Below are 22,740 nucleotides of genomic sequence, written 5' to 3' on the forward strand. Positions count from 1 at the left end.
ATCAGACGCTCAAGGCGGCGCGCAGGCCCGCTTCCAGTTGGGCCGCATCCAGTTCCTGGCCGATCAGCACCAGGCGCGTGGTGCGCGGCTCTTCACTGCGCCAGGCGCGGTCGAAGTGTTTGTCGAAGCGGGTGCCCACGCCCTGAATCAGCAAACGCATCGGCTTGCCGGGGATCGCCGCAAAGCCTTTGACCCGCAGGATGCCGTGCTGCACCACCAGTTGGGTCAGGGCGTCGAGCAGCAGGCTTTCGTCGGCTTCCGGCAGCTCGATGGAGATCGAGTCGAAGGCATCGTGGTCATGATCGTCGTGGTCATCGCCGTCATGGTGCGAGTCGTGGTGAGTACGCCGGCCATCGATATGCGCTTCCGATTCAGCGCCCAGGCCCAGCAGCACTTCCAGTGGCAGACGGCCGCTGCTGGCTTCGATCACCTTGACCGCTGGCGGCAGCTCTTCCTGCACTTCGGCGCGGACCTTGGCCAGGTCATCGGCGGCGATCAGGTCAGCCTTGTTCAACACCACCAGGTCGGCACTGGCCAACTGGTCGGCGAACAGTTCGTGCAGCGGCGACTCGTGATCCAGGTTCGGGTCGAGTTTGCGCTGGGCATCGACCTGGTCCGGGTAGGCGGCAAAGGTGCCTGCGGCCACGGCCGGGCTGTCAACCACGGTGATCACCGCGTCAACCGTGCAGGCGTTGCGGATCTCTGGCCACTGGAAGGCTTGCACCAGTGGCTTGGGCAGGGCCAGGCCGCTGGTTTCGATGAGGATATGATCGAGATCGCCGCGACGGGCAACCAGCTCACGCATCACCGGGAAGAACTCTTCCTGCACGGTGCAGCACAGGCAGCCGTTGGCCAGTTCATAGACGCGGCCGCTGGCCTCTTCTTCAGTGCAACCGATGCTGCATTGCTTGAGGATCTCGCCGTCGATGCCCAGCTCGCCGAACTCGTTGACGATCACCGCGATGCGCCGCCCCTGAGCGTTGTCGAGCATATGCCGCAGCAGCGTGGTTTTGCCCGAGCCGAGGAAGCCGGTAACGATGGTGACGGGGAGTTTGGCCAGTGTTTTCATGTCGATGCCCTTGGCAGGATGGCGGGCATGCGGGACGAGAGCCACAGGTATCACTACCTGGGCGCGTTCGCCACCGGATCACCCCGCCCGGTTTATGTCGGAAACTGTTCGAGGCAGGTCTCCTGGCTGACGGTGTTCAGGCCTTGGGCCTGGCATTCGCTGCGCCTTCCCGCTAGCGCCTTCGACAGCGCTGGCAGTGGCGTGGCAGTAAACATCACCGTTCACAGTTGCGGGGGCAGCCGCGGCTTGAACCGCGTTCCCTTCTTAGCTTCGGCACGCGCCGAAGAACCTCGAAAGCGCAAGGCTACGCATGCTTGGGAGGCGGGTCAATGTTTGTCGCATTATCGTTGTAGCGACATTGTTTACTCATGCATTTTCCGCAGACACTCATTATTTAAAATTCTACTTGTAAGTTACCTCCTACAATTTAACACCCCATAACAACACCTGCTCAACAGTCACAGAATAGCGACCTTAACCCGCAAACTTACATCTTCTTACAAAAACCGAATTGATAAATAAAAACAACAAATGAACCATGAGCCAACAACAGGAAGAGTCAACCACACCAGAAAGGAACTCTTGCATGATCGGCCACCATCAAAGTCCGCTGCGAGCTTTTTCCTCAAACGCCAAAAGCGTGTTCGCAGCATGAGTTCCAGTACTGCAATACGGTATTCGGACGAAAGCACGCTGTATGAACTTTCCGAATCACTAAATAGCCACCACTACGCCAGCAGCGCTCATTATCCAGCGTTTCTGGTTGCTCAACTGGGTAACGAAGCGTGTCACGCATTCAATGCAACCTGGAACAACCTGCAGCCGGACAGCTATCTGAGCGTCGGCAACGGCACTCGCGAGCGTTGCATCTGCAAGTTCGAGTACCGCCAGCGGGACAGGCGCTGGAAGACGCTCGAAAACTGCCACTTCTTTCAGACCCAGGCCCATAACCCGCTGCTGGGTGGCATTCAGCGCACCTATGCGCGCAGCGAAACGTCCTTTATCGGCTCGCCCGTGCTGCAAACGCTACTGGCAGCCGACCTGGCGCTCCTGGATCTGACCGTCGGCCATCGCGACTGGCTGGTCACCTGCCACCAGTTCCGGATCCTGTGCGATGAGCACAATGCGGGCCAGGCCACACCCGAAGGCCGACACCGCGACGGGCATGACTTTGTCTTTCAACACCTGATTCAACGCCAGTTAGTCATTGGCGGAGAAAGTCGGGTGTTTCACGAAAATGGCGAAACCGTATTCAGTGCAACCCTGACAGATTACATGGAAACCATCGTTTTGAATGACCGGACACTTCTGCACGAAGTTTCTCCGTTGCAAAAGCCTCATACCAGTTCAAATCCAGGCACTCGTGACATGTTGATTATTGACTTCGACTTGACGGAGCACTAATGAATCATTCCACTCACGCACTTCCTGCCGCCACTCTCAATATACAAAACTACATTATCGAGCAGTTTGAGCAGGCACGCGCACGACGGACTTCCACATTATCCCTGACCGCCAATGAGAATGTATTGTCCGAGACCGCTCGCACACTTGGACAAAACCGCAGCCCATCCACCGCTCTTGCGACCGGCACGGTTATGTATTGCTGGCCTGTGGCGCCGATGACAACCGAAAAGCCTTCAACGCCGCCATCTCCCATCCATTGTTCAACACCCAAGGACAGGCGCAATGACCACGAAAGAGACCCTGTATCACATCGATGGCCCGATCAGTGCGGATTTCCCGCAGATCTCCTTTTCCACAAATGTATACGACAACCCCGCGGACATTCTTGGCTCGATCACCGACCTGGCCAGGCACTTCAAGGCGGTCGAGTTCGAAATCGGTGAAGACGCCGAAGCTGTGTTCTGGTCCTTGAGCAACGATGGACGACAGACGCTGGCCCGGCAGATCCGTCAGTTTACCGAGCAAAATGAGATCACCCTGACGGTTCATGCTGGTTGGTGGGGGCGTCAGTACAACCTCTGCGCCAGTAATCTGGATGAGCGTGCACAAGCAGTGGAGTGTTTGAGCGCGGCGGTGGACTTTTCCCGTCAAGCCGGCGCGACCAGCGTCACATTTCATCCCGGCTACAAGGACCAGTTGGACAACGACGTGCTGATGACGAACCTGATCGAGGCCATCAAACAGGTCACGGCGCGTTGTGACACAGGGGATATGGCGCTGTGTCTGGAGAACATGGGGGGCCAGCGTCCGAAGTTTCCGGTGTTCACAGTCGAAGAGCATGTGTACTTCCATCAGCAGACCGGCTGCTACGTGACCATCGATGTAACCCATTTATGTTCCTTGCTGCCTTATGGACAGAGCCTGTTTGAGGCCATCGCGACACTGGCGCCGGTCACCCGCCACCTGCACATTGCCGACCTCAACGACACCCACCACCAGCACTTGCCAATTGGCGAAGGCAATTTGCCCTTGAGCGATGTATTGAACCGCTTCGCGCTCAACGGCTATCGCGGTGTGGCAGTGGTAGAAGAGTTCATTCCGCGCTTCTCCACCGCGTACTACCTGGAAAAAGCCTTAGCCTACCAAGCCGGCATGCAACATCTGCGCGCCAGCGTTCAGCAAAACATCCATGCCGGTTGAGCCTGCACGACTCGAACTTGCGCCACACAGCGAGATTGCGTCTGGCATCCGCGATGCGTTGCCGTTCGTGTTCTCACTATTGCTGACGTTCACCCTGATCGGCATGCTCGGGCGGCGCCATGGCCTGGATCTACCGGCGATGGTGGTGTTCAGCGGCACGGTGATGGCCTCGCCGCTGCAGCTCACTTTGCTGGAGACACCCGCGCATCTGTTGAACGCGTTTGGCGTTCTGGTATCGGCGCTGAGCATCAATCTGCGGTTTCTGATCTTCACCCTGAGCCTGAAGTCCAGCCTCAAAGGTGCAAAAGCAGCGTTCATTCCGGCACTGGCGGTGATGGCCAATGCGGCCTTCACCCTCATGTCGATACGCAAGGAACAGCAGCCGATCAGCCGCCTCTACGCGAACACTGTGTGCTTCACGCTGTACGCCGCCGCGGTACTTGGCACCATGGCCGGTTATTGCTTCGCCAGTCTGGCCGGCAGTGCGCTGATGGATGATGTCAGCGTAGTGATCGCGATCTTCATCAGCGCCTCGCTGGGCAAGATGGCCCGCGAGCGCCACAGCTTCCACGCCCAATGGATCGCCGGGCTGACCACTGCCGCGAGTCTGCTGTGGCTGGGGCAGATCAGTCTGATGCTGGTCCTCGCCGTTACCATGGTGGCGAGTTATGCCTATGACCGAACCTAATACGTTCTGGCTGTATGTGCTGATCTGCGCGCTGGTATCGGCCGTCTGCCGGCTGTTGCCGCTGGCGGTGGAAATCGAGCGGCTGCCCAGCGGCGTTCGCGCCTTCATCGACCGCCTCGGTAAGTACACCTCGGTTGCGATGCTGATCAGTCTGCTGGCGGGATCACTTTATCCGCTGGCCAGTCAGCAGACCCCGTCGACGCTGTGGATCTGGCCTGTGGCCCTGGCCTGGCTACTGAGCCGCATGCGGCTCAAGTCCTACTACGCCTTTCTCATCGCGCTGGGCGTGTACGTTCTGCTAGCAATGCGTTAGTCGTCGATTGACTCAAGTCCTGCGCCCATGCTCTCCTACACAGATTGTTACGGGTGCCCTTCACAGGGTGAAACGGGAAGCCGGTGAACCATGTGCTTTACTCTAAAGCCATGTCAGTCCGGTGCTGCCCCCGCAACGGTAAGCGAGTGAAGCGTCAGATCCACTGTGCCAGTGCGGCATGGGAAGGTGATGCTTGCAGGTCGGTTAAGGCCAACCCCTCGCGAGCCCGGAGACCGGCCCGCAACTTACAGTGCGCGAATGCGCTGCTGAACCTGACAAACCCGCGGTGGGCGGGCGCTGTTGCAACCCCTGGGCGAGTTCCGTGCAGGGGTTTCTTGCGCTTGCCTGTTGCCGAACAACACCAAGAGGAAAGCGCCATGCCTATCAGTACCGCCAGTCACTCCGCCGTTACCCCGTCAAGCCTCAGTCAGCGTCTGCTGGTTGCCGTCGGTGCCTCGCTGCTGGGCCTGTGCCTGGTCTACTTCGCCGGTTTCTCGCACATCGAAGCGGTGCACAATGCCGCCCACGATACCCGCCACAGCGCCGCCTTCCCTTGCCACTGAGTGCCCTGCGATGATCAAGCGTATTGCCAGTACCGCAGGGTTTGCCGGCCTGCTGGCCGCCCTGCTGTTGACCCTGCTGCAAAGCTTCTGGGTCGCGCCGCTGATTCTCCAGGCGGAAACCTATGAAAGCGCAGCGCCTGCGGTTGAAGCGCATGAACACGCCCCTGGTGTGGCTGCCGATCACCACCACGACAGCGAAGCCTGGGCACCGGAGGACGGCTGGCAGCGGGTACTGTCGACCACGGGCGGTAACCTGGTGGTCGCCGTCGGCTTTGCCCTGATCCTCGCTGCGCTGTATACCCTGCGCGCGCCAAACAGCGTGGTCAGTGGCGCACTGTGGGGCCTGGGTGGCTTTGCCGTATTCTGCCTGGCACCTACTCTGGGCCTGCCACCAGAACTGCCAGGTACCGCCGCAGCCGATCTGGCCCAGCGCCAGACCTGGTGGGTAGGTACCGCAGCGGCCACCGCCGTCGGGCTTGGCTTGATCGTGTTCGCCCACAACTGGCTGCTTAAAACGCTGGGCGTGGTACTGCTGGTGGTACCTCATGTGATTGGTGCACCACAACCTGAAGTGCACGAAATGCTTGCCCCAGAAGCGCTGGAAGCCGAGTTCAAGATCGCTTCCCTAGTGACCAACGCCGCGTTCTGGTTGGCCCTGGGCCTGATCAGTGCCTGGCTGTTCCGTCGCCCGAACCAGGCCTGACATGCAAGTGTTCGTCGGCCTGGGTTGCCGACGGGGTTGCCCCGCCGACACCCTGGGCCACCTGCTGGAACAGACCCTCAAGGCCCACGACTTGCCGCTGAGCGCAGTCACGGGCCTTGCCAGTATCGACCTCAAGCACGATGAACCCGGGCTGCAACAACTGGCCCGGCGCCTCAAGGTGCCTCTGCTATTTTTTTCCGCCACACAACTGGCCGCCTTCGAGCCGCGCCTGAGCCATCGCTCGGCCGTCGCCTACCAGCACAGCGGTTGCTATGGCGTCGCCGAAAGCGCGGCGCTGGCACTGGCCGAACACCTCGCAGGCCCGGCACAGCTGCGCGTTACCCGTACCCTGCTGGCCGACGCCAGCCTGGCATTGGCTACAACCACAGGCTTTGGCGGATAATCCGCGCTTTCTCTTCAAGGACTCCGCATGACCGTCTATTTCATCGGTGCCGGCCCCGGCGATCCCGAGCTGATCACCGTCAAGGGCCAGCGCCTGATCCATCGCTGCCCGGTAATCATCTATGCCGGCTCCCTGGTACCGGCGGCGGTGCTCGAAGGGCATCGCGCCGAGACAGTCATCAACAGTGCCGAGCTGCATCTGGCCGAGATCATCGAGGCAATCAAGCAGGCGCACGAGCGGGGCCAGGATGTGGCCCGGGTCCACAGCGGCGACCCCAGCCTGTACGGCGCCATCGGTGAACAGATCCGCTACCTGCGCGAACTGGGTATTCCCTACGAGATCATCCCGGGTGTTACCGCCGTGGCCGCCAGCGCCGCCCTGCTCGGCTGCGAACTGACGCTGCCGGACATCGCCCAGACCGTGATTCTCACCCGCTACGGCGACAAATCGCCAATGCCCGCAGGTGAGCAACTGGCCGACCTCGCCCGCCATCGCAGCACCCTGGCGATTCACCTGGGGGTCAAGCATCTGCAGAAGATCGTCGAGGAACTGCGCCCGCATTACGGCGGGGATTGCCCAATTGCGGTGGTCCATCGCGCTACCTGGCCGGACCAGGACTGGGTGCTCGATACCCTTGATGGTATTGTCCAACAGGTACAGGCCAAGGGTTTTCGCCGTACCGCACTGATCCTGGTCGGCCGGGTACTGGCCAGTGACAGCTTTTCCGAGTCGGCGCTGTACCGCGCCAGCCATGCCCATCTCTATCGCCCCTGACAGAGGACCTGACCATGCTCGAATTGCGCCCCAACTGTGAATGCTGCGGCGGTGACCTGCCCGGCGACAGCCAGGATGCACTGATCTGCTCGTTCGAATGCACGTTTTGCAAGGACTGCAATGAGCGTCAACTCAAGGGCCAGTGCCCCAACTGTGGTGGTGAGCTGGTGAAGCGACCGCCACGGGCGGCGGCGAAGCTGGCGAAGTATCCGGCGTCGACCACGCGGATCGTCAAGGAACAAGGCTGCGCAACGCACTAGGTTGGCTGTATTTGGCAAGGCTTGCGCCTTGCATCGCTGGCAATGCCAGCTCCCACAGGATCGGTGTGCACCAGAACGTTGTGGGAGCCGGCCTTGCCGGCGATGGGGTGCAACGCAGACCTCATGGGTTTTGATTTTGGCTCAGGTACTTGTCCAGGGTCGCATTGTCGCCGCTGCTATCGCCCGCCACCTGCCACAAGCGCCGCTCGATACCTTGGGCCAGCAGATGCCCCACCGCCGATTCGATGGCCGACAGCACACACAGCTGCGCCGGTTCGTTGGTGGTGTAGCCGACCTCGGCTTCAAGCAGTTTCTTGAACTCGATGAACTTGAACACCCCGGCACTGCGGCCGACCGAGTAGATGGTCTTGCTGGTCATCACGTTGGCCAGCACCTGACCGCTGCGCACATCCACGGCCCGCAGGTTGACCGACACCTGATCGACCCGGTACTCGCGGGAGATATCGATACCCAGGTAGCGCGCCCCCTCGCCACCACTGCGCACGTTGGTGTCGTAGGCGATGATACCGCCTTCAAGCATCAGGTTGGCCGCCTGCAGCGGTGGCAATTCGCCCTGGATGTTCACCGGCGTGTCCGGTTTTTTCTGCGACGCACGGATGATCTTGCGCTCGGTCAGCAGGTTCTGCAGCCCTTCGCGCTCCAGCACCACAAACCAGCCGCTGGCCTGCAGGGCGTCCATCAGCATGCTCGCCGCGCCCTGGGTGACGCTGGTCGAGAACGAGCTGGCCGGGGTTGGCTTGTATTGCCCGGTCTGGTCGCGGAAACCATACACCACCGCCATCAGCCGGCCTTTGGGCCGCGGCATGTTGAGCAGGTCGTAGTAGGTCGAAGCCCGCGGGGTCAGCGTCGGGCTTTCGCCGTCCTGCTCGGCCGGCATCGGTTTGCGCAGGTTGCAGCCTTGCAGGACGGCAAAGATCAGCAGTGCGGTCAGAATTCTTTTCATGATTGTCACTCCCCATTACCCGCCCCTTCAAGGGTTCAGGCCGTTCACCAGAACTTCTGAAATTTCGCCTGTTGCACGGTCGGTGATCTCGATGGTCAAGGCCCCGGAATCATCGAGCACGTTGATAATGAAGGCGTCTGTCTGCAGGCTGCCGGTGGTGCCGTTATTGATGTTGTTGAGCAATTGCGACAGCAGCCGCGACTCGAGCTGGCTGGTGAAGCGCTCCAGGGCCGAAGTGCCCGCCAGTGCCGAGGCACGGTCCTTGATCGCCGGGTCTTCGTGGTCGTTCTGTGCCTGGGCGTTGTTGAGCAACCAGGTGCCGTTCAACGGGTTGCCGCCAAACGCGGGGTTGATGGGGGTGTACACAAGTTCGGTGGCACCGGCCTGGCTGCCCAGGGCAGTCAGCAGGACCAGGGAGGCCAGCCGGCGGGTATTGTTGTTATTCATAGCTCGTCCCTCTCAAGATCGGTGGTGTCCTGCAGCAGCATCTGCAGCTTGCGCTGGATGATCTGCTCCTTGACCAGGTCAGCCGCCTCATAAGCGGCGTCCTTCAGCTCTGTGGTGTTGGGTGGCAGAAAGCGCCGGTAGATCACACGTTGCTCGTACTCGACCGTTACCAGGCTGCCCCAGCGTGCGTCCGGCCGTTCCCGTACCACCAGGTTGAAATCCAGACGGCTGGTGGCACGCAGCCGCTCGGCAAAGCTGTAATAGAAGTCGTGGCCGATGTGCGAGATGGTGTTGTCGACGATAAAGCCCATCATCTCGTCCTCGGCGCCGCCCCGGGCAGTGCCGGCCAGCAGCACCAGAGCCAGGGCGCAGGCGGTCAGTTGGCGGTTCATTGCCCTGCTCCCTGGGTCAGGCCCTTGCGACCACCGGCGGCGGATTCGGAGAAGGCTTTCTCAGCCACGAACTGCCAGTCGGAATAGTGTTCCAGGCCTTCGAAGTCCGACCACTGAGCGGCAAAGCCGGTCTGTTTCAGCGGCGTCAGATCAGACTGGCTGTACACCCCGGTGATACGCCCGTCGATGGAGCGCAGCAATCCCCAGTCGTCGCTGCCAGTGACCGGATCGGGGTACAGGCGGCGCAGGTGGCGCTTGAGGTTGGGATAGCGCGGGTCCTCAAGCAGCTCGTCCAGGGTCTGTGGGTACTGGGCCAGGCCTGGCGAATCGCGATAGTAGCTGCGCAGCGCCTGGGCATACTGGGTGCCGACCCAGAGCAGGTCGCGTTCACGTTCGCGCAGGGCCTGGGTCGACCACAGGGTGACGGTCGAGCCCAGCGCGATGCCGGTCACAGCAATCAGCAACAGCACTCCCAGGTAAGTGAAGCCCGCCTCGGCGGCGCTACCACTCGGCATATAAGCTGCCATCACGCGCCCTCCCGGTTGCACCGCTCTTGATATCAGCCACCGAACCGCCCACACCTTCCGGCGGCGCTACCACCTGCCAGCCGTCACGGCGCTCGGTGATCGGGTCCAGCGGGGCGTTGCGCAGGTAGCGCTGTTCGACCAGTTGCTCCAGCGACTCGGGATATCGCCCGGTGTCGCCGTAGTAGTGATCCAGGGCTTCGCGCATCACCGCCAGGCTTTGACGCAGGGTGGCCTCGCGCGAGGTTTCCAGGCTCTGGAAGTAGCGCGGCATGGCAATGGTCATCAGCGTGGCGATGATCGCCATCACCACCAGCAACTCGATCAGGGTAAAGCCTTGGTTGCGTCGCATGCTGGTCACCATTGTCCGTAGGCGATGCCGTTAAGGCCCTTGCCCGGTGCCTTGGAGTAAACGTCGAAGACGTCCTCCCCTTCACGCGGGCTTTGCGCCGAACTGTCGTAAGCACGCAGCCCCCAACCCCCTTCGTCGTCTTTTTTGTGGCTGAGCAACGGGTCGTGGGGGATGCGCCGCAGGAAATAGAACTTGGCACCTTTGGCGCTACGCACATCGCGCACACCTTCCACCAGCACCTGCAGGCTGGGTGGGTAACCTGTGGCATTCAGCGATTTCTCGATGTAGCCGGCGTCGAAGGCGCGTTTGTAGGCGTCGATGGCATCGCGGATCTGATACAGCGCGGTTTTCAGCTCCTGCTCCTTGCCCCGGCGTACCAGGGTTTCGGTCAGTGGTGCGGCAATCGAGGCGAGCAACCCGAGCAGCGCCAGGGTCAGCATCACTTCGATCAGGCTGAAACCTGCCATCGAGCGTTTCATGATTTAAGGCCTCACCGCGGTAGGCGCAGCGGCCAGCGGCTGCTCGTCGTCGACCTCGATCGGGCGATTGAGGTTGCGGATCTGCATGCTGGTTTCGGTGCCGGATGGGAACTCCATGTCCGACGGGCTCTGGTACGGCAGGTTGCGCACGATGCGCGGGGTAATCGACAGCACCAGCTCCGACTGGCTCTTGTCATTACGGTTGCTGCCAAACAGCCGTCCCAGCCCGGGGATGTCGCCGAGCAACGGAATCTTGTTGCCGCTGGCACCGTCGTCATTGCGTACCAGCCCCGCCAGCACCTGGGTTTCGCCGTCATGCAGACGCAGGCTGGTCTGGGCGTTGCGGGTGTCGACCTGAACCGGAATGGTGCCCTGGCGAGTCGGTTCCAGTGGCTTGGCGTTGCTGACTTCCAGGGATACCTTGATCGCCACTTCGTTGTTCAGGTGCACCACCGGGGTGACTTCGAGTTTGAGACCGACATCCAGGTAGGTGATGCTCTCGGTGATCACCGGTCCTTGCGTCGAAGGGACCGACGTGGCGCTGACGATCGGCACCCGCTGACCGATGTGGATACGCGCCTGCTCGCGGTTGCTGACGCGGATCACCGGGCTGGCCAGGGTGTTGATGTCGTTGTCCTGGGCGTTGATCTTGGCCTGCGGCGATGGCGAGATAGTGATCCGTGAGGAGTCGATACCGCGCAATTGATCGAGGGTTTCCACGGACTTGCCGTCTTCGGTGAGCACCCCGAACGTGTTGGGCCACTGCAGGCCAAGCTCGAGGATCCGCGAGCGGGCCACCTCCATCACTTCCACTTCCAGCACCACTTCCGGGTTGGACTGATCCTGCGACTGCAGCAGTTTCTCAGCCATGCGCACGGCGTCGGGGGTATCGCGCATGGTCAGGGTATTGAGGCGCTCATCGACGAACACGTCGCGGGTCTTGAGCATGGTCTTGACCAAGTTCAGCGCGGTGTTGGAATCGATACTGGTCAGGTAGAAGGTGCGCATCACCAGTTCCTGGTAATCCTTGGTCTTCTGCGGCGAGTCCGGGTAGATCAGCAAGGTGTTGTCGTTCACCACTTTCTGGTGCAGCTGGTTCTGCTCCAGCAACAGCGCCACGGCATCTTCAATGCGCACATCGCGCACGAAGATGGTGGCCTTCATGTCCGGACGCATGTCCTTGTCGAAGATGAAGTTGAGCCCGGCCACCTGCGACAGCACCTCGAAGATGGTTTTCAGGTTGGCGTCACGAAACTCCAGGGTTACCGGGCGTTCCATCTTGGTCCGCAGTTGCGGGTTGGGCTGCGCGGTGCGGCTCTGTACCAGCTCGATGTCCTTGCGCAGGGCCAGGCCATCCTGGTTCTGCGGATCGAGCAGGAGCACTTCGCGCATGTGCCGCTCGGCGCCGAACAGATCGCCTTGACGCAACGCCGCCTGGCCGAGGGCCACGCGCTCATTGATGTTGCCGATCTGTTCGATCTGGCGTACCGCTTCCTGGGCGCGGCGGTTGTTGGGTTCCAGGGTCAGCACCCGCCCATAGCCCATCCGCGCGCCCTGAAAGTCATGGCGGCTGCGGTCGCTGTCGGCCTGGGTCAACAACGCTTCAACCGACTGACGACGGCCCTGGATCACGGCGATGTTCAGCTCGGTGTCGCGTGGATTCTCCTTGAGTGCCTCCTCAAGCATGGAGATACCTGCTTCGTATTGCCCTTCCGCGATCAACGCCTGGCCATCCTTGCGCACGCCACTGGTGCCGCAACCGGCCAGGGCAACGCAAAGTGCAAGCATCAGGTATGGCGCCTTGTTGCAGTGCCTGGACGAAATCATGGTGCGCTCCCTACAGACAATGTCTGGGACAAGTGCAACGGCAGGTAGACCAGGCTCAGCTCCGTGGCGGAGATGTGCTCGATCCGGTAAATGTCATCAATCACGTCGCCGCGGCGCACGACGTAGAGTTTCTCGCCGCTTTGCAGGAACACTTGTTGATCGTCGCGATCGTCCAGACGGCCAACAAACTGAAAAGGCAGCGCCGGTGCGGCTGGAGGCAAGGCCACTGGCGCGACGGCAACGGGTTGTTCGGTGACCGTGGCCATCTGTGCCGCCGGCTTCCAGCTCTTGCTCGGGAACAGGTCGCGCAGCTTGAGTGCCGCAGGCTTGGCCGCCTGGGCAGCGGCTTCGCTGGCAGCGACCGAGGTCTTGTCGGCGGCGGCGACTGCGGTTTGGCTGTCGGCCGACTCGTCGTCGAAGAAGTATCCCGGTGCCCAGGCCAGTACGGCGGCAGCTCCGAGAAAGGCCAGCCAGGCCAGACGGCGTTGAGTATTCATCATGACCTCGACAGATAAAGGGTCATACGCAGGCGACCTGTCAGCTCGCTGTCGCCGATCTTCTTGCGCTGCAGGTCGACGTCTTCAAGCACCAGGGCCGGCAACTGGCCGAGCAAGGCATGCACGAAGCGGCGGATCTGCGGGTAGCTGCCGCGTACCGGCAAGAGAATCTGGTAGCGCGCCAGCTGGGTTTTCGGGTCGACGCCCAGGGCGTACTCGCCGCGGGCCAGGCTGATCCGTTCGGCCTTGGCCAGGCTGTAGATGCGGTCGATGGCCACGGTGGCCTGAGGCTGGGCCGGCAGCTGTTTGTGGAAGTCTTCCAGTTCACGCTGAGGCACCTGCGGCAGTTTCAGGTCACCACGTTTGAACTGCTGCAACTGCGCCTGGGCGTCTTCGCTACGCAGCTGCTGCTGTTGCAACTGTTGCCATTGCGGCAGCAGCACCGCCGCGCCATACAGCAAGGCCAGCAGGACCAGCGCACCGCCCGCCAGGCCAACCACACCCAGCTGCCGTGCACGCTCATGAAGAATCAGGCTATGGATGCGCATTGCCGATCTCCCAGGTGGCGGACAGGTTGAACTGCACAGGATGCTCGGCCTGCTTGGCCATGATTTCGTGATTGAGCAACGACACATCGCGCAGCTCGCCGCTGGCTTCCAGGCGCTTGTGGAAGGTCAGCATGGCTTCCAGGTCGCGGGCCTCGGCGCTGATGCGGACCTGGCCCTTACGTGCATCGGGGGTCAGGGTCAGTAGCGCCACGTCGTCCTGCGGCAGGGCTTCAAGCATGTCGAACAGGCGTTCCCAGGGCCGCTGCAGTTGCTGCGAGACACTGCGCATCTGCGCCAGCTTCTCGGCTTGCTCGCGGCTCTGCGCCGGGGTCAGCGACGCAACGTGCTCAGGGCGCTTGCCCAGTTGCCGCTCGAACGCCTCCAGTTGTTGATCGAGCGCCGCCTGCTGCTGGCCGAAACCTTGTGCCAGGGCCAGGGCGCCAGCCAGCAGGCCGACACCGGCCGCCAGCAGCACCCAGGCCGAGAGCGCCGTGCGCCGTGGCTGAAAGTCCAGCTCCAGGCGGCGCATTTCAGGCCACCGCCCGGGTCATGCGGCACAGCACATCGGCTGTGTCGCCGCCCAGCTCGCACAAGTGCACACCGTCCAGTGCCGGCGGTTGTTCCTGACGGCCCGGCGCATGCAGGAACACCGGCAGTTCGCGGTCCTGGGCATTGAGCTCGCACTGGCGGGCGATCAGTGCTTGCAGGGCGGCGTCACTGTCACAGCCACCCTGGGTACTGATCTGTTGCCAGACACCGTTCTGGGCCAGCAGGCACACGGTGCGCTGAGGCTCGGCGAGCACGAAGAGGAAGTCGCTCTGCCCCAGTTGTTCGGCAAAGCGGTTGTAGGCCGCCATCAGATACGGACGTACCGAGCGCAGGCGCAAACCAAGCTCACGGCAGTGCTCATGCAGCCGTTGCAACAACGCTTCCGGCACCGCCGTGGCGATCCGCGCAGCGCCGGCGGCCTCCGGCGACACCACCAGACGCCAGCCGTCCAGGCTCTGCCCGTAGTGGGCCTCGAAGCAGGCACGGGCGTAGTGGTGCAGCTCATCAGGGCGGCCGATGGCAGCGCTCCAGGGCACCAGGCAGAAGCGGCAGTACTGCGCCGACAGCAACAGCTGCAGTTCGCCGCCCTTGCACGAATGGTCAGCCAGCAGGTTGCGCAGTGTATCCAGGGCCAGGGTGGCGGCCTGGCTGCGTTCGGCGATAAAGCCCAGGCTGCCCAGCCAGTGTTGTTCCGTTCCCAGGCGTTGGCACAAGCCGACCCCCTGGGCGCCGAGCACGGCGATAAAACGATCAGGCGACAAATGTGACACGATTGATCTCCTCCAGAGTGGTCCGGCCATCGCGCACCAGTTCCAGTGCCGAGCTGCGCAGCAGGCGCAGGCCGCGTTGACAGGCCAGGGCCCTGATCTGCGCCAGGGGCCGACGTTCAACAATCATTTGCCGCAGTTCATCGTCCAGGTGCAGCAGTTCGGCAATCGCCGTACGTCCGCGATAACCGCTGCCGCGGCACTGGCCGCAACCGCTGCCGTGGACGAACCGGTAGTGGTCCACCTGCCCCGCTTCCAGGCCGGAAAGGCTGAGCTCTTCATCACTGGGCTGGTGGGGGCTGGCGCAGTGTGGGCAGACCAGACGAATCAGGCGCTGGGCCAGCACCGCGTTGAGGGCGGAGACGAAGCTGTAGGGGTCGACCTGCATCTGGCTGAAGCGGCCGATCACATCGAAGACGTTGTTGGCGTGGATGGTGGTGAACACCAGGTGCCCGGTCAGTGCCGACTGCACAGCGATCTGTGCGGTGTCCGGGTCGCGGATCTCGCCGACCATGATCTTGTCCGGGTCATGGCGCAGGATCGAGCGCAGGCCGCGGGCGAAGGTCAGGCCTTTTTTCTCGTTGACCGGAATCTGCAGCACCCCCGGCAGTTGATATTCAACCGGGTCTTCGATGGTGATGATCTTGTCCACGCCATGGTTGATCTCGCTGATCATGGCGTAGAGGGTGGTGGTCTTGCCGCTGCCGGTGGGGCCGGTGACCAGGATCATGCCGTAGGGCTCGTTGGCCAGGCGGCGCAGGCTGCGCAGGGTCTGATCCTCAAAGCCCAGGGCTTGCAGCTGGACGCCGCTGACGCGATCGGCCAGGTCCTGTTTGTCGAGCACCCGCAGCACCGCGTCTTCGCCGAAAATGCTCGGCATGATCGATACACGAAAGTCGATCTGGCGGGCGCTGATACCGATCTTGAAGCGACCGTCCTGAGGGACGCGCTTCTCACCGATGTCCAGCTCGGCCATGACCTTGATCCGCGAGATCACCTGTTCGGCGAACTCGCTGCCGCTGACCTTGCTGATGCTGTTGAGCACACCGTCGATGCGGTATTTGATCACCAGGCCAGTGCCGGTCACCCCCAGGTGGATGTCGCTGGCGTGCATCTTCAGGGCGTCATAGAGGGTCGAGTTGACCAGCTTGACCACCCGGCTCTGGTCTTCGCTGATGCTGGCCAGCGACAGGCTTTGCAGGGTGTCGAGTTCGTTGACGGCCTCGCTTTCGGTGTCCAGCGAATCGACGGCGTTAAAGCTTTCTTCGTGACGGGCAAGGAAGCCGGCCAGGTCGGCGGCCTCGACCAGGTACAGCGGTGCACCTTGCAGGCAGTCATCGATCCAGGCCAGGCGTGCAGTGTCGAAGGGGTCGGCGAACACGCCCAGGGCCTGGCCGTCATGTTCGAGGAAGAGGAATTCGCGCTTCAGGCACTGGGCCAGGCTGACCCGGTCGAACAGCGGCGTGGCGGCGAACAGCGCCTGGCTGTCCAGTACGGGGTAATGCAGGGTGGCGCCCAGACGGCAGACAAACTCGGCAGGGCTCAGGCCACTCAAACGTTGCAGGGTATCGAGCAGGCGCTCTGCGCTCTGTTCGGCGGTGGCGCGTGCCTGGGCCAGCAATTCACGCCCGAGGGCTGCGGGGACGCATTCCTGGGTGGAGACAACAGCGAGCGACACGGTTTCCATGACTTGCTCTCCAGCGCGGGGCGCGGCAAGCCATGTTCAGGTTTGCTCGCGCGTTATTCCCCGGTGAGCAGTTGATCGTCGTCTGGTTCCGCCTGCCTCTCGCCTTTACGTCGGCGATCTGCCAGGACCCAACTACCGTCGAACAACTGCAGGGGGAAACTCTCACTCCTGCTCTGGCGCCGTTCGACGAACCCTGTGTCCGTGTTGCCCTCGCTCCCGGTCTCTCGCTTGATGCCCATCAGGTCGTTGACTGCACGGGCCAGTTCCGCCAGCGGAAAAGGCTTGAACAGGATATGACTGACGCCCAGCTGGTTGGCACGCTCACGGACCTCGGCGGTCGGGTGGGCAGTGATCAGCACGAAATGACAGTTCCTGTTCTTGCGCACAGCCTCCAGTACCTGAAACCCCTCCATGTCGGGCAAGCGATAATCGAGCACTATCACGTCGGGCTGGGTGCGCTCGGCTTCACCGATGGCACTGACTCCGTCGTAGGCAACATGGACGTTCAGGCCTTGCGCATCCAGGTAAGCCTGGATATTGCCCGCAAGGGTCTGTTCGTCATCGACTACCAATACTGTGTTAACCAAGATCGACTCCTTCAAGCACCACAGGCCCGGTTTCCCGGTCTGGCGAAGTGCGACCTTGTATAGGCTTACGCATGCTTCGTGCCAGACCCGAGACACCGCTTATCAATGTGCTATGTCGTTGATTCTTTAAGAGTAGACGCAAATGGGCCATGGCCCCTCCCCCAATCCTGGGGGCCGGCTGGCGTTTTGCCTCCACTGGTATCCCCAACATTGGGGGGCAGATGAGTCGTCAGTCAAGTCGCTGCACCTGCCCGGCGTCACGCAGACGCTGCAGCAAGGCGTGACGCGCTTGCGACTGTTGCTGATCGATCAGTAGACGTTTTGCCAGTTCCAGCCCCTGCTCATCTTCGACAGAGGTAGTAGCACTTTGGTTCTGTGCCTGTTGAAAAGAATTCGCATTTGCCAGGTAGAAAGCGCGGACTTCGGCCGTATCGGGCTCCGGCACCTGGGAGGCCTGCATGAATACCTGCTGCGCAGCCAGTTCATGGCGGGTGTAGTCGGCAAAGCTGTTGCTGTCGAAACCGGCATCGGCCAGGCGCTGCTCAAAGCTTTTGCCCGTACCCAGCGCCTGGCGCAATTGATCGATCTGCGCGTCCACCTCACTGTCACTGATCTTGATGCCCTGGCGCTGGGCTTCCTGCCAGAGCAGTTCCTTGTCGATCAGGTCATTGAGCGCCTGCTCACGCAAGCGTTTGTACACGCTGGGGTTGCGTATGCTGGTCAGGGCCCGGCCCTGGGCTTGCAGGTAGTCGGTAAAATAGCGCTCCAGACGCATCTGGCTGATCGCCACGCCGTTGACCTGGGCTGCCGGCGGTCCCTCCTGGGCCTGCACCTGCAACGCTACCAGGCATAGCAATAGAGTGAGCAGCTTCATGGCGCAATCACCTCCGCGACAGGACGATAGGCAGCCACCGGATAAAACACCGGGCCGGGCATTTCCAGGGTCACCACATGAGCCCCGGCCAGCCCCTGGCGACGGCCTGGACCAAAGCTCAGGGGCGGTGTGAGGCCAGTCTGCACATCGTGCAGGCCCTCCAGCGCCTGGATCAGCTTTTCGCGACTGGCATCGCGGCCGACGCGCTTGAGCGCGTCACCGAGCAGTTGCACGGCACACCAGGTGCTGACCTGTAAAACGCCCTGACGGCCGTCCAGCCCTTGGCGTCGGCGCATGTCGCTGAGCGTTTGGCGCCCCGTTGGTGTCCAGTCATCGGGTACGAAGGGATAGGCCAGGAACACCCGCCGCGACCAGGCCTCAGGCACTTGCGGCAACTGGCTGGAGACCTGATTGGCGGCAGCAAACAGGTAGGGCGTGCGACCGACCTGTTGCAGCTGAGTGGTCAGGCGGGCGAAGTCTTCGCCCTGGCCAAGAAAGAACAACGCCTGCCCCTCTGGCGCCTGCTCGCTCAGGGCCTGGGCTTTGACCTCACGCCAGCCGCGGTTTTGCAGTTGCTGCTCAAGGTGCCGGGCGAAGCTCGCCTGAGCCGGGTCGGCATAGACAATCTGCGTGCTGGCCTGCTGCAGCATCAGGTTGCTCTGGGCATAGTCGGCCAGGCTGAGCAATTGATCATCCAGCCCCGGTAACGGGTCGAAGATCTGGGTACTGCCGGTCGGTAGCGGCGCCGTACCAATCATCGGCATGCGTGCCTGCTCCAGGCGGGAGGCCAGCGTCGCATCCAGCGCAGGTGCCAGCGGCGCAATCAAGGCGAACACCTGCTCCTGTTCGAGCATCTGTGTGAGCGCCCGCTCGGCGCTGGCCAGATCGGGCCCGGGATCGACGTTGATCAACTGCAACTGACGGCCATGAATACCGCCTTGCTGGTTGAGTTGCTTGATCTGGTCCTCAAGCACTGCCGCCACCACCCGTGCAGGCCCTGCCAGGGCACCTTCGCCCGGCAGCAACGTACCCAGGCGCAGGGTCTGCGCCTCCACGCCCGGATCGCGTTCATCGGCCAGACGCTTGAGGTAGGCCGTGAGGTTGCGTTGGTCGGCCATGCTCAAAACGAAGCGTGGCATCGCTGGATCCAGACGGTTGCCCGCCGGGTCGCGGCCTTGCTGAATCGCTCGTGCCAGGCTCGACTCGGTGTAAGCCGGATAGGTCCGGCCATTGCTGCTGCGTAATCCCTGTCCGAGCGCCAGGCGTTGCCAGTTCAGCGGCGGTGGACGTACCCCGCCCTCGGCGCGCCCCAATCCATCGGCACCGTGACAACTGCCACAGGGCACAACGCTGGCCGGCACCAGCATGTCGGCGGCACCGACCCGCGCCGACACCTGGGCGTCGCTGCTCGACAGGCCCTCGCGGTACAAACGTTTGCCTGCCAGTTCCGCCGGTGTCAGCTCCAGGGCCTGGGCAAGGCTGCTGGCGATCAGCATCAGCAGCACGGTCCCGGTACGCAGGGCACTCGTCATGATGTTCAACGCCCGGCCATCGGTTCAGACAGCAGTTGCAGGCGCTGGGCAATAGCCACGGGCGGTGCGTCGGGGCGGATCTTGCTCCAGCGTTTGTTGGCCACGTCGCCAGCGATCAGTTGAGTGGAATGTTGCTCGGGGCTGGGGATCAGGTGACCAAGACGCATCAGCACCAGGTCCATCTGTGCCTTGTCACCGGTCAGGAACAGCCAGTTGGGGCCGTCAACACCCTGCTTTTCGGCGAATGCCTTGAGCACTTGCGGTGTGTCGTTGGTAGGGTCGCTGCTCAAGGAAACGAAGGTCACTTTGCTCGCCGCCTCCTCCCCCATGGCTTCGCGCACCTCGCGCAGCTTGCGGGTGATCAATGGGCAGGCATCGTTGCAGTGGGTGAAGATGACATTGAGCAGCACCACCCGGTCCTTCAGCACATCGCTGTAGAAGCGCAAGGTGCGGCCGTTCTGGTCTTGTACCAGGCTGTCGGTGAAGTAGGTCTGGGCGTCATGGGTGCCAGCGGTCGGTGTGACGGCGCTGGCGCCAGGGCTGGGACTGGGGCTTGGGCTGGCCTGAGGTGCATGCCCTTCATGGGCAAACGCCACCGAGCTCAAGATCCACAGGCAGGCCACCAGTGCCAGCCAGTCGACCGAGCGCATCGGCGATTTGCGTGCAGTAGCGGCGCTCATGGTTGCACCTCCTGGGCGATGGCCGTGTGCTTGGCATGCACCCGACGGGCACTGAGACGGTCGATTTCGCTGACCAGCAGCGCCGGATCGGTAAAGCCGTAGAACCGCGTCCACTTGCCGCTACGGCCGTCGCCGACAAGAATCAGCGGCGGATGCTCGCTGAGGTTGGCGCTGAAACTGCCCAGGCCCTTGAGGGTTTCATTGACCGCGTACGGCGAGCCAGTCAGCCAGCTCCAGCCCGGCCCGACCTGGAAGGCCTTGGCGTAGTCCTGCAGGCGCTTGGAGTCGTCGCGCTGCGGGTCAACGCTGATCGACACCAACTGCACTTCATCGCCGACCCGCCCGCCCAATTGTTTTTGCACCTTGGCCATGATCGAGGACACCACCGGGCACACCGTGGTGCAACTGGTGTAGATAAAGCCCATGACGACCAGGCGGTCGGCCACCAGGTCCTTCTCCAGGCGTACCGGCATGCCGTTCTGGTCCAGCAGCTGGACATCGGCAAAGCGCACCGAGGTCTTTTCCTGGTGAGCGGCGGGTGCGGTATGGCCACTGTGGTCGTCATGGCCGCTGTGATCGACACCGCCATGGGCCTGGGCGAAACCACAACCGGCGGCCAACAGGCAGAGGCTGAACAGTCTGCAGCGATCGAGCATTTTCATCGCACACTCCTTGATCCCGAATCGGACGCTTGTTGAGCCGCGGCAGGCAGTACCCGCAGACTGGTGTAGTTTTTCTCGGCAAAGGCACTGCCCAGCGACGGCGCCTGCACATGCAGATACCAGGCACCAGCCTCGGCCAGCTCCAGCGGTGCCTCATAGACGCCATCGCCAACCTCATGCACGCGGCTGTCACGGGCCCGTGATGACGGTGCGAGGAAGTAGCGCACACTCAGATCCTTGATGCCGTTGCGCGGGCTGCCATTGCCTTCGACGATCCGAAAGCGCGCGGTGAACGGGCTGCCCTGCACCACCACCTTGGGTTCAAGCATGAACTCCACCTGCGGCAGCAACCGGTGCGGTGCGGTGGATGAAGCGGCCACCTCGGTGCTGAAGCAGTGAATGATCTGCGGCTGGTTGAGCAGGAAAGCCACATCGAAGGTGCCGGCAGCAGGCAGTTTGATGGTCGAGCTGTAGACCCCCGGCGCCACTTCGCGCAGGCTGCGGTCGACGACCAGGGCCGCGCGGGCATTGTGGCCGCGGTTGGCGTAACCGGACATCGGTGCGTTCATGCCCTCGGCATAGAAGTAAGTAGTGTTGTCCACCGGGTTGACCACGAACACCGAGTTCTCGTCACGGGCCACGGTCAGGCCCTGCGCCAGCGGCAGGTCGCCCGCCTGGCGCGGTGCAGCCGCGCCGGCCTCGAAGCCCTGGACGATCGGCTGGCGGCCCTCGCCGAGGCTGCTGAGGTTGACCATGGTGACTTTCGGCGAAGCCAGCCCGCGGATGTAGGCATAGGCCTTGGTAAAGGTCAGCTGGTAGGGTTCGGCGGCCACCGGCAGGCTGTGGATCAGCCGGTCGGTACTGGCGTCGATCACCAGTGCCTGGCTTTCCAGGGTGTTGAGGACGATGCCGAAGCGCCCGTCGCTGCTGAAGCGCATCGGCCCCAGGCCCTGCTTGCCCTCGATCCGGTGCCGCAGCTCATGGTTGCGCGCATCGATCACACTGATGCTGCCGTCACGTCCATCGGCCACATAAACCGCCTGCGACAGCGCCGAATAGGCCACTGACAGTGGATGCGAGCCGACCTTGAGGGTTTTCACCAGGCGCATTTCGCTGGCATCGATCACACTCAGGGTGCCGCTGTCGCGGTTGCTGACAAAGGCGTAACGCGAGTCGGCACTGAAGGCGATCTCGTGATGGCCGCTACCGGTGGCGAAGAACTTCATGGCCTTGCGGCTGCTGACATCAATCACCGTGACGCCACTGTGTGCCGGATCGCTGGCGTTGTTGCCGACCCACAGCAGGCGCTGGTCCGGCTGCAAGGCCACCCGCAACGGCTGCTTGCCGGCAGCGATGTTGCCCACACGCTGGAAGGTCTCGGTGTCGATCAACGCTACTTCATCGCGCTCAGGCATCGACACGAACACCTGTTTGTCGTCGTTGCTGGCCACCCAGTCCATGGGCACGCCAGGCAGTTCGATGCGCGCCAGGGTGCTGGTGACCCCGCCGACCGAGACCGACGGATCGATCACGGTCAGGCTGGCATCCTTGTTCAGCACCAGCAGGAAGTAGCTGTTGAGGTCGAGCAACGGCCGCGCGCCGATGCTGCTTTTGAGAAACAGCGCCACCCGTGCCTTGCAGCTTTTGTTGCGGTCCTTGGCGGCGTCGCCGGTCAGAGCCGGGTCCAGCCAGGCGCCAGGGGACACGCCCGACAGCGGCTGGCCACTGTTCTGGTCGGTGACTTTGAAACGCACACTGGCAAACGCCCCCTCGGTAAGCACCTCATCGCTGCCCAATGGCCGGGCTTCGAACTCGACGGTGACACCGTCGCGGCTGAGCCGGTGCAGTGCCTGCGGATCGCTCTCGGCCACGGCGCCCAACTCGCTGCGCGGGTCGCACCACAAGCTCTCGTAACTGACCCCCAGGCCGATGAGAGTCAAACCTGCCATCAGGCCCAGGTACAACGGTCTATTTTTCTTGTTCATGACCTCT

At 62.4% G+C, this 22,740-nt stretch carries 28 protein-coding genes and 2 riboswitches; of the genes, 9 read left to right on the top strand and 19 right to left on the bottom strand.

Translation table 11 applies throughout. From position 1 onward, the window contains the following. Window position 1: 1 nt before the first annotated feature. Window positions 2-1,069, bottom strand: a complete 1,068-nt coding sequence (cobW, locus tag AC07OF_RS10220; protein WP_038616639.1) for a cobalamin biosynthesis protein CobW — start codon at window positions 1,067-1,069, stop codon at window positions 2-4. A gap of 95 nt (window positions 1,070-1,164) precedes the next feature. Continuing rightward, a riboswitch (cobalamin riboswitch) is annotated at window positions 1,165-1,377 on the bottom strand. A gap of 343 nt (window positions 1,378-1,720) precedes the next feature. Here cobW and AC07OF_RS10225 point away from each other — a divergent pair. The 9 genes from AC07OF_RS10225 (at window position 1,721) to AC07OF_RS10265 (ending at window position 7,380) form a co-directional block, all read left to right on the top strand. After that, on the top strand, window positions 1,721-2,473 hold the full coding sequence (locus AC07OF_RS10225) for a 2OG-Fe dioxygenase family protein (protein WP_157192779.1): 753 nt from the start codon (window positions 1,721-1,723) through the stop codon (window positions 2,471-2,473). A 285-nt stretch (window positions 2,474-2,758) separates the two neighbouring features. Then, window positions 2,759-3,676: a sugar phosphate isomerase/epimerase family protein gene (locus AC07OF_RS10230; protein WP_157192782.1), complete on the top strand. Its 918-nt coding sequence runs from the start codon at window positions 2,759-2,761 to the stop codon at window positions 3,674-3,676. Further along, on the top strand, window positions 3,666-4,364 hold the full coding sequence (locus AC07OF_RS10235) for an AzlC family ABC transporter permease (protein ID WP_157192783.1): 699 nt from the start codon (window positions 3,666-3,668) through the stop codon (window positions 4,362-4,364). Before AC07OF_RS10230 ends, AC07OF_RS10235 begins: the two co-directional genes overlap by 11 nt. Continuing rightward, window positions 4,351-4,677, top strand: a complete 327-nt coding sequence (locus AC07OF_RS10240; RefSeq protein WP_476446969.1) for an AzlD domain-containing protein — start codon at window positions 4,351-4,353, stop codon at window positions 4,675-4,677. The genes AC07OF_RS10235 and AC07OF_RS10240 overlap by 14 nt, the downstream gene beginning before the upstream one ends. 34 nt (window positions 4,678-4,711) lie before the next feature. Further along, window positions 4,712-4,933: riboswitch (cobalamin riboswitch) on the top strand. 121 nt (window positions 4,934-5,054) lie between these two features. Beyond that, window positions 5,055-5,240: a CbtB domain-containing protein gene (locus AC07OF_RS10245; protein WP_038611292.1), complete on the top strand. Its 186-nt coding sequence runs from the start codon at window positions 5,055-5,057 to the stop codon at window positions 5,238-5,240. Window positions 5,241-5,250: 10 nt separating this feature from the next. Beyond that, window positions 5,251-5,943 carry a CbtA family protein gene (locus AC07OF_RS10250; protein WP_495072843.1) on the top strand — a complete coding sequence of 231 codons (693 nt, stop codon included), beginning with the start codon at window positions 5,251-5,253 and terminating at the stop codon, window positions 5,941-5,943. 1 nt (window position 5,944) lies between these two features. Then, window positions 5,945-6,346 (top strand): cobalamin biosynthesis protein, encoded by a 402-nt coding sequence (locus tag AC07OF_RS10255; RefSeq protein WP_495072844.1) that lies wholly within the window; start codon window positions 5,945-5,947, stop codon window positions 6,344-6,346. Between the two features lie 27 nt (window positions 6,347-6,373). Beyond that, on the top strand, window positions 6,374-7,120 hold the full coding sequence (gene cobM / locus AC07OF_RS10260) for a precorrin-4 C(11)-methyltransferase (protein ID WP_157192787.1): 747 nt from the start codon (window positions 6,374-6,376) through the stop codon (window positions 7,118-7,120). Between the two features lie 14 nt (window positions 7,121-7,134). After that, entirely contained in the window at window positions 7,135-7,380 is a 246-nt protein-coding gene (locus tag AC07OF_RS10265; protein WP_157192788.1) for a DUF1272 domain-containing protein, read from the top strand. 121 nt (window positions 7,381-7,501) lie between these two features. Here AC07OF_RS10265 and AC07OF_RS10270 read toward each other — a convergent pair whose 3' ends face one another. From AC07OF_RS10270 to AC07OF_RS10355, 18 genes are all read right to left on the bottom strand, one after another. After that, entirely contained in the window at window positions 7,502-8,344 is an 843-nt protein-coding gene (locus tag AC07OF_RS10270; RefSeq protein WP_157192789.1) for a CsgG/HfaB family protein, read from the bottom strand. Window positions 8,345-8,371: 27 nt separating this feature from the next. Continuing rightward, window positions 8,372-8,791 carry a curli assembly protein CsgF gene (locus AC07OF_RS10275; RefSeq protein WP_157192790.1) on the bottom strand — a complete coding sequence of 140 codons (420 nt, stop codon included), beginning with the start codon at window positions 8,789-8,791 and terminating at the stop codon, window positions 8,372-8,374. Next, on the bottom strand, window positions 8,788-9,183 hold the full coding sequence (gene csgE, locus AC07OF_RS10280) for a curli production assembly/transport protein CsgE (RefSeq protein WP_157192791.1): 396 nt from the start codon (window positions 9,181-9,183) through the stop codon (window positions 8,788-8,790). The genes AC07OF_RS10275 and csgE overlap by 4 nt, the downstream gene beginning before the upstream one ends. Further along, entirely contained in the window at window positions 9,180-9,710 is a 531-nt protein-coding gene (locus AC07OF_RS10285; RefSeq protein WP_495072845.1) for a type II secretion system protein, read from the bottom strand. The genes csgE and AC07OF_RS10285 overlap by 4 nt, the downstream gene beginning before the upstream one ends. Continuing rightward, entirely contained in the window at window positions 9,685-10,059 is a 375-nt protein-coding gene (locus AC07OF_RS10290; RefSeq protein WP_038616643.1) for a type II secretion system protein, read from the bottom strand. The genes AC07OF_RS10285 and AC07OF_RS10290 overlap by 26 nt, the downstream gene beginning before the upstream one ends. A 5-nt stretch (window positions 10,060-10,064) precedes the next feature. Further along, entirely contained in the window at window positions 10,065-10,538 is a 474-nt protein-coding gene (locus AC07OF_RS10295; RefSeq protein WP_495072846.1) for a type II secretion system protein, read from the bottom strand. Between the two features lie 3 nt (window positions 10,539-10,541). Beyond that, complete coding sequence (locus AC07OF_RS10300; protein WP_157192794.1) at window positions 10,542-12,365, bottom strand: secretin GspD/PilQ domain-containing protein; 1,824 nt, start codon at window positions 12,363-12,365, stop codon at window positions 10,542-10,544. Continuing rightward, window positions 12,362-12,862 (bottom strand): hypothetical protein, encoded by a 501-nt coding sequence (locus AC07OF_RS10305; protein WP_495072847.1) that lies wholly within the window; start codon window positions 12,860-12,862, stop codon window positions 12,362-12,364. The genes AC07OF_RS10300 and AC07OF_RS10305 overlap by 4 nt, the downstream gene beginning before the upstream one ends. Continuing rightward, entirely contained in the window at window positions 12,862-13,410 is a 549-nt protein-coding gene (locus tag AC07OF_RS10310) for a GspMb/PilO family protein (protein ID WP_191832618.1), read from the bottom strand. The genes AC07OF_RS10305 and AC07OF_RS10310 overlap by 1 nt, the downstream gene beginning before the upstream one ends. Beyond that, window positions 13,397-13,939, bottom strand: a complete 543-nt coding sequence (locus AC07OF_RS10315; RefSeq protein ID WP_495072848.1) for a PilN domain-containing protein — start codon at window positions 13,937-13,939, stop codon at window positions 13,397-13,399. Before AC07OF_RS10315 ends, AC07OF_RS10310 begins: the two co-directional genes overlap by 14 nt. Before the next feature lies 1 nt (window position 13,940). Next, window positions 13,941-14,729 (bottom strand): hypothetical protein, encoded by a 789-nt coding sequence (locus AC07OF_RS10320; RefSeq protein WP_157192798.1) that lies wholly within the window; start codon window positions 14,727-14,729, stop codon window positions 13,941-13,943. Beyond that, on the bottom strand, window positions 14,710-16,413 hold the full coding sequence (locus AC07OF_RS10325) for a GspE/PulE family protein (protein ID WP_476446966.1): 1,704 nt from the start codon (window positions 16,411-16,413) through the stop codon (window positions 14,710-14,712). Before AC07OF_RS10325 ends, AC07OF_RS10320 begins: the two co-directional genes overlap by 20 nt. A gap of 53 nt (window positions 16,414-16,466) precedes the next feature. Continuing rightward, window positions 16,467-17,000, bottom strand: coding sequence for a response regulator (locus tag AC07OF_RS10330; protein WP_038611340.1), 534 nt, complete (start codon window positions 16,998-17,000; stop codon window positions 16,467-16,469). Between the two features lie 229 nt (window positions 17,001-17,229). Beyond that, window positions 17,230-17,874 (bottom strand): SurA N-terminal domain-containing protein, encoded by a 645-nt coding sequence (locus AC07OF_RS10335; RefSeq protein ID WP_476446965.1) that lies wholly within the window; start codon window positions 17,872-17,874, stop codon window positions 17,230-17,232. After that, window positions 17,871-19,406 carry a cytochrome c/ABC transporter substrate-binding protein gene (locus AC07OF_RS10340; RefSeq protein WP_495072849.1) on the bottom strand — a complete coding sequence of 512 codons (1,536 nt, stop codon included), beginning with the start codon at window positions 19,404-19,406 and terminating at the stop codon, window positions 17,871-17,873. Before AC07OF_RS10340 ends, AC07OF_RS10335 begins: the two co-directional genes overlap by 4 nt. Before the next feature lie 5 nt (window positions 19,407-19,411). Next, a complete protein-coding gene (locus AC07OF_RS10345) occupies window positions 19,412-20,086 on the bottom strand; it encodes an SCO family protein (RefSeq protein ID WP_476446963.1) in 675 nt (224 codons plus the stop codon). Beyond that, window positions 20,083-20,742 (bottom strand): SCO family protein, encoded by a 660-nt coding sequence (locus AC07OF_RS10350; protein WP_157194748.1) that lies wholly within the window; start codon window positions 20,740-20,742, stop codon window positions 20,083-20,085. Before AC07OF_RS10350 ends, AC07OF_RS10345 begins: the two co-directional genes overlap by 4 nt. A 2-nt stretch (window positions 20,743-20,744) precedes the next feature. After that, entirely contained in the window at window positions 20,745-22,733 is a 1,989-nt protein-coding gene (locus AC07OF_RS10355; protein ID WP_157192802.1) for a cytochrome D1 domain-containing protein, read from the bottom strand. Window positions 22,734-22,740 lie beyond the last annotated feature (7 nt).

This window comes from Pseudomonas sp. GW821-FHT10B02 (genome assembly GCF_059415665.1).

What these genes read in the sequence shown, in the direction of transcription:
- cobM (WP_157192787.1), top strand. Translation starts at nt 6,374, where the DNA reads ATGACCGTCTATTTCATCGGTGCCGGCCCCGGCGATCCCGAGCTGATC.
- AC07OF_RS10265 (WP_157192788.1), top strand. Translation starts at nt 7,135, where the DNA reads ATGCTCGAATTGCGCCCCAACTGTGAATGCTGCGGCGGTGACCTGCCC.
- AC07OF_RS10255 (WP_495072844.1), top strand. Translation starts at nt 5,945, where the DNA reads ATGCAAGTGTTCGTCGGCCTGGGTTGCCGACGGGGTTGCCCCGCCGAC.
- AC07OF_RS10300 (WP_157192794.1), bottom strand. Translation starts at nt 12,365, where the DNA reads ATGATTTCGTCCAGGCACTGCAACAAGGCGCCATACCTGATGCTTGCA.
- AC07OF_RS10325 (WP_476446966.1), bottom strand. Translation starts at nt 16,413, where the DNA reads ATGGAAACCGTGTCGCTCGCTGTTGTCTCCACCCAGGAATGCGTCCCC.
- AC07OF_RS10340 (WP_495072849.1), bottom strand. Translation starts at nt 19,406, where the DNA reads ATGACGAGTGCCCTGCGTACCGGGACCGTGCTGCTGATGCTGATCGCC.
- AC07OF_RS10225 (WP_157192779.1), top strand. Translation starts at nt 1,721, where the DNA reads ATGAGTTCCAGTACTGCAATACGGTATTCGGACGAAAGCACGCTGTAT.
- AC07OF_RS10245 (WP_038611292.1), top strand. Translation starts at nt 5,055, where the DNA reads ATGCCTATCAGTACCGCCAGTCACTCCGCCGTTACCCCGTCAAGCCTC.
- AC07OF_RS10230 (WP_157192782.1), top strand. Translation starts at nt 2,759, where the DNA reads ATGACCACGAAAGAGACCCTGTATCACATCGATGGCCCGATCAGTGCG.
- AC07OF_RS10250 (WP_495072843.1), top strand. Translation starts at nt 5,251, where the DNA reads ATGATCAAGCGTATTGCCAGTACCGCAGGGTTTGCCGGCCTGCTGGCC.
- AC07OF_RS10295 (WP_495072846.1), bottom strand. Translation starts at nt 10,538, where the DNA reads ATGAAACGCTCGATGGCAGGTTTCAGCCTGATCGAAGTGATGCTGACC.
- AC07OF_RS10305 (WP_495072847.1), bottom strand. Translation starts at nt 12,862, where the DNA reads ATGAATACTCAACGCCGTCTGGCCTGGCTGGCCTTTCTCGGAGCTGCC.
- AC07OF_RS10345 (WP_476446963.1), bottom strand. Translation starts at nt 20,086, where the DNA reads ATGAGCGCCGCTACTGCACGCAAATCGCCGATGCGCTCGGTCGACTGG.
- AC07OF_RS10270 (WP_157192789.1), bottom strand. Translation starts at nt 8,344, where the DNA reads ATGAAAAGAATTCTGACCGCACTGCTGATCTTTGCCGTCCTGCAAGGC.
- AC07OF_RS10290 (WP_038616643.1), bottom strand. Translation starts at nt 10,059, where the DNA reads ATGCGACGCAACCAAGGCTTTACCCTGATCGAGTTGCTGGTGGTGATG.
- AC07OF_RS10350 (WP_157194748.1), bottom strand. Translation starts at nt 20,742, where the DNA reads ATGCTCGATCGCTGCAGACTGTTCAGCCTCTGCCTGTTGGCCGCCGGT.
- AC07OF_RS10235 (WP_157192783.1), top strand. Translation starts at nt 3,666, where the DNA reads ATGCCGGTTGAGCCTGCACGACTCGAACTTGCGCCACACAGCGAGATT.
- AC07OF_RS10240 (WP_476446969.1), top strand. Translation starts at nt 4,351, where the DNA reads ATGACCGAACCTAATACGTTCTGGCTGTATGTGCTGATCTGCGCGCTG.
- AC07OF_RS10315 (WP_495072848.1), bottom strand. Translation starts at nt 13,939, where the DNA reads ATGCGCCGCCTGGAGCTGGACTTTCAGCCACGGCGCACGGCGCTCTCG.
- AC07OF_RS10335 (WP_476446965.1), bottom strand. Translation starts at nt 17,874, where the DNA reads ATGAAGCTGCTCACTCTATTGCTATGCCTGGTAGCGTTGCAGGTGCAG.
- csgE (WP_157192791.1), bottom strand. Translation starts at nt 9,183, where the DNA reads ATGAACCGCCAACTGACCGCCTGCGCCCTGGCTCTGGTGCTGCTGGCC.
- AC07OF_RS10310 (WP_191832618.1), bottom strand. Translation starts at nt 13,410, where the DNA reads ATGCGCATCCATAGCCTGATTCTTCATGAGCGTGCACGGCAGCTGGGT.
- AC07OF_RS10285 (WP_495072845.1), bottom strand. Translation starts at nt 9,710, where the DNA reads ATGGCAGCTTATATGCCGAGTGGTAGCGCCGCCGAGGCGGGCTTCACT.
- AC07OF_RS10275 (WP_157192790.1), bottom strand. Translation starts at nt 8,791, where the DNA reads ATGAATAACAACAATACCCGCCGGCTGGCCTCCCTGGTCCTGCTGACT.
- cobW (WP_038616639.1), bottom strand. Translation starts at nt 1,069, where the DNA reads ATGAAAACACTGGCCAAACTCCCCGTCACCATCGTTACCGGCTTCCTC.
- AC07OF_RS10355 (WP_157192802.1), bottom strand. Translation starts at nt 22,733, where the DNA reads ATGAACAAGAAAAATAGACCGTTGTACCTGGGCCTGATGGCAGGTTTG.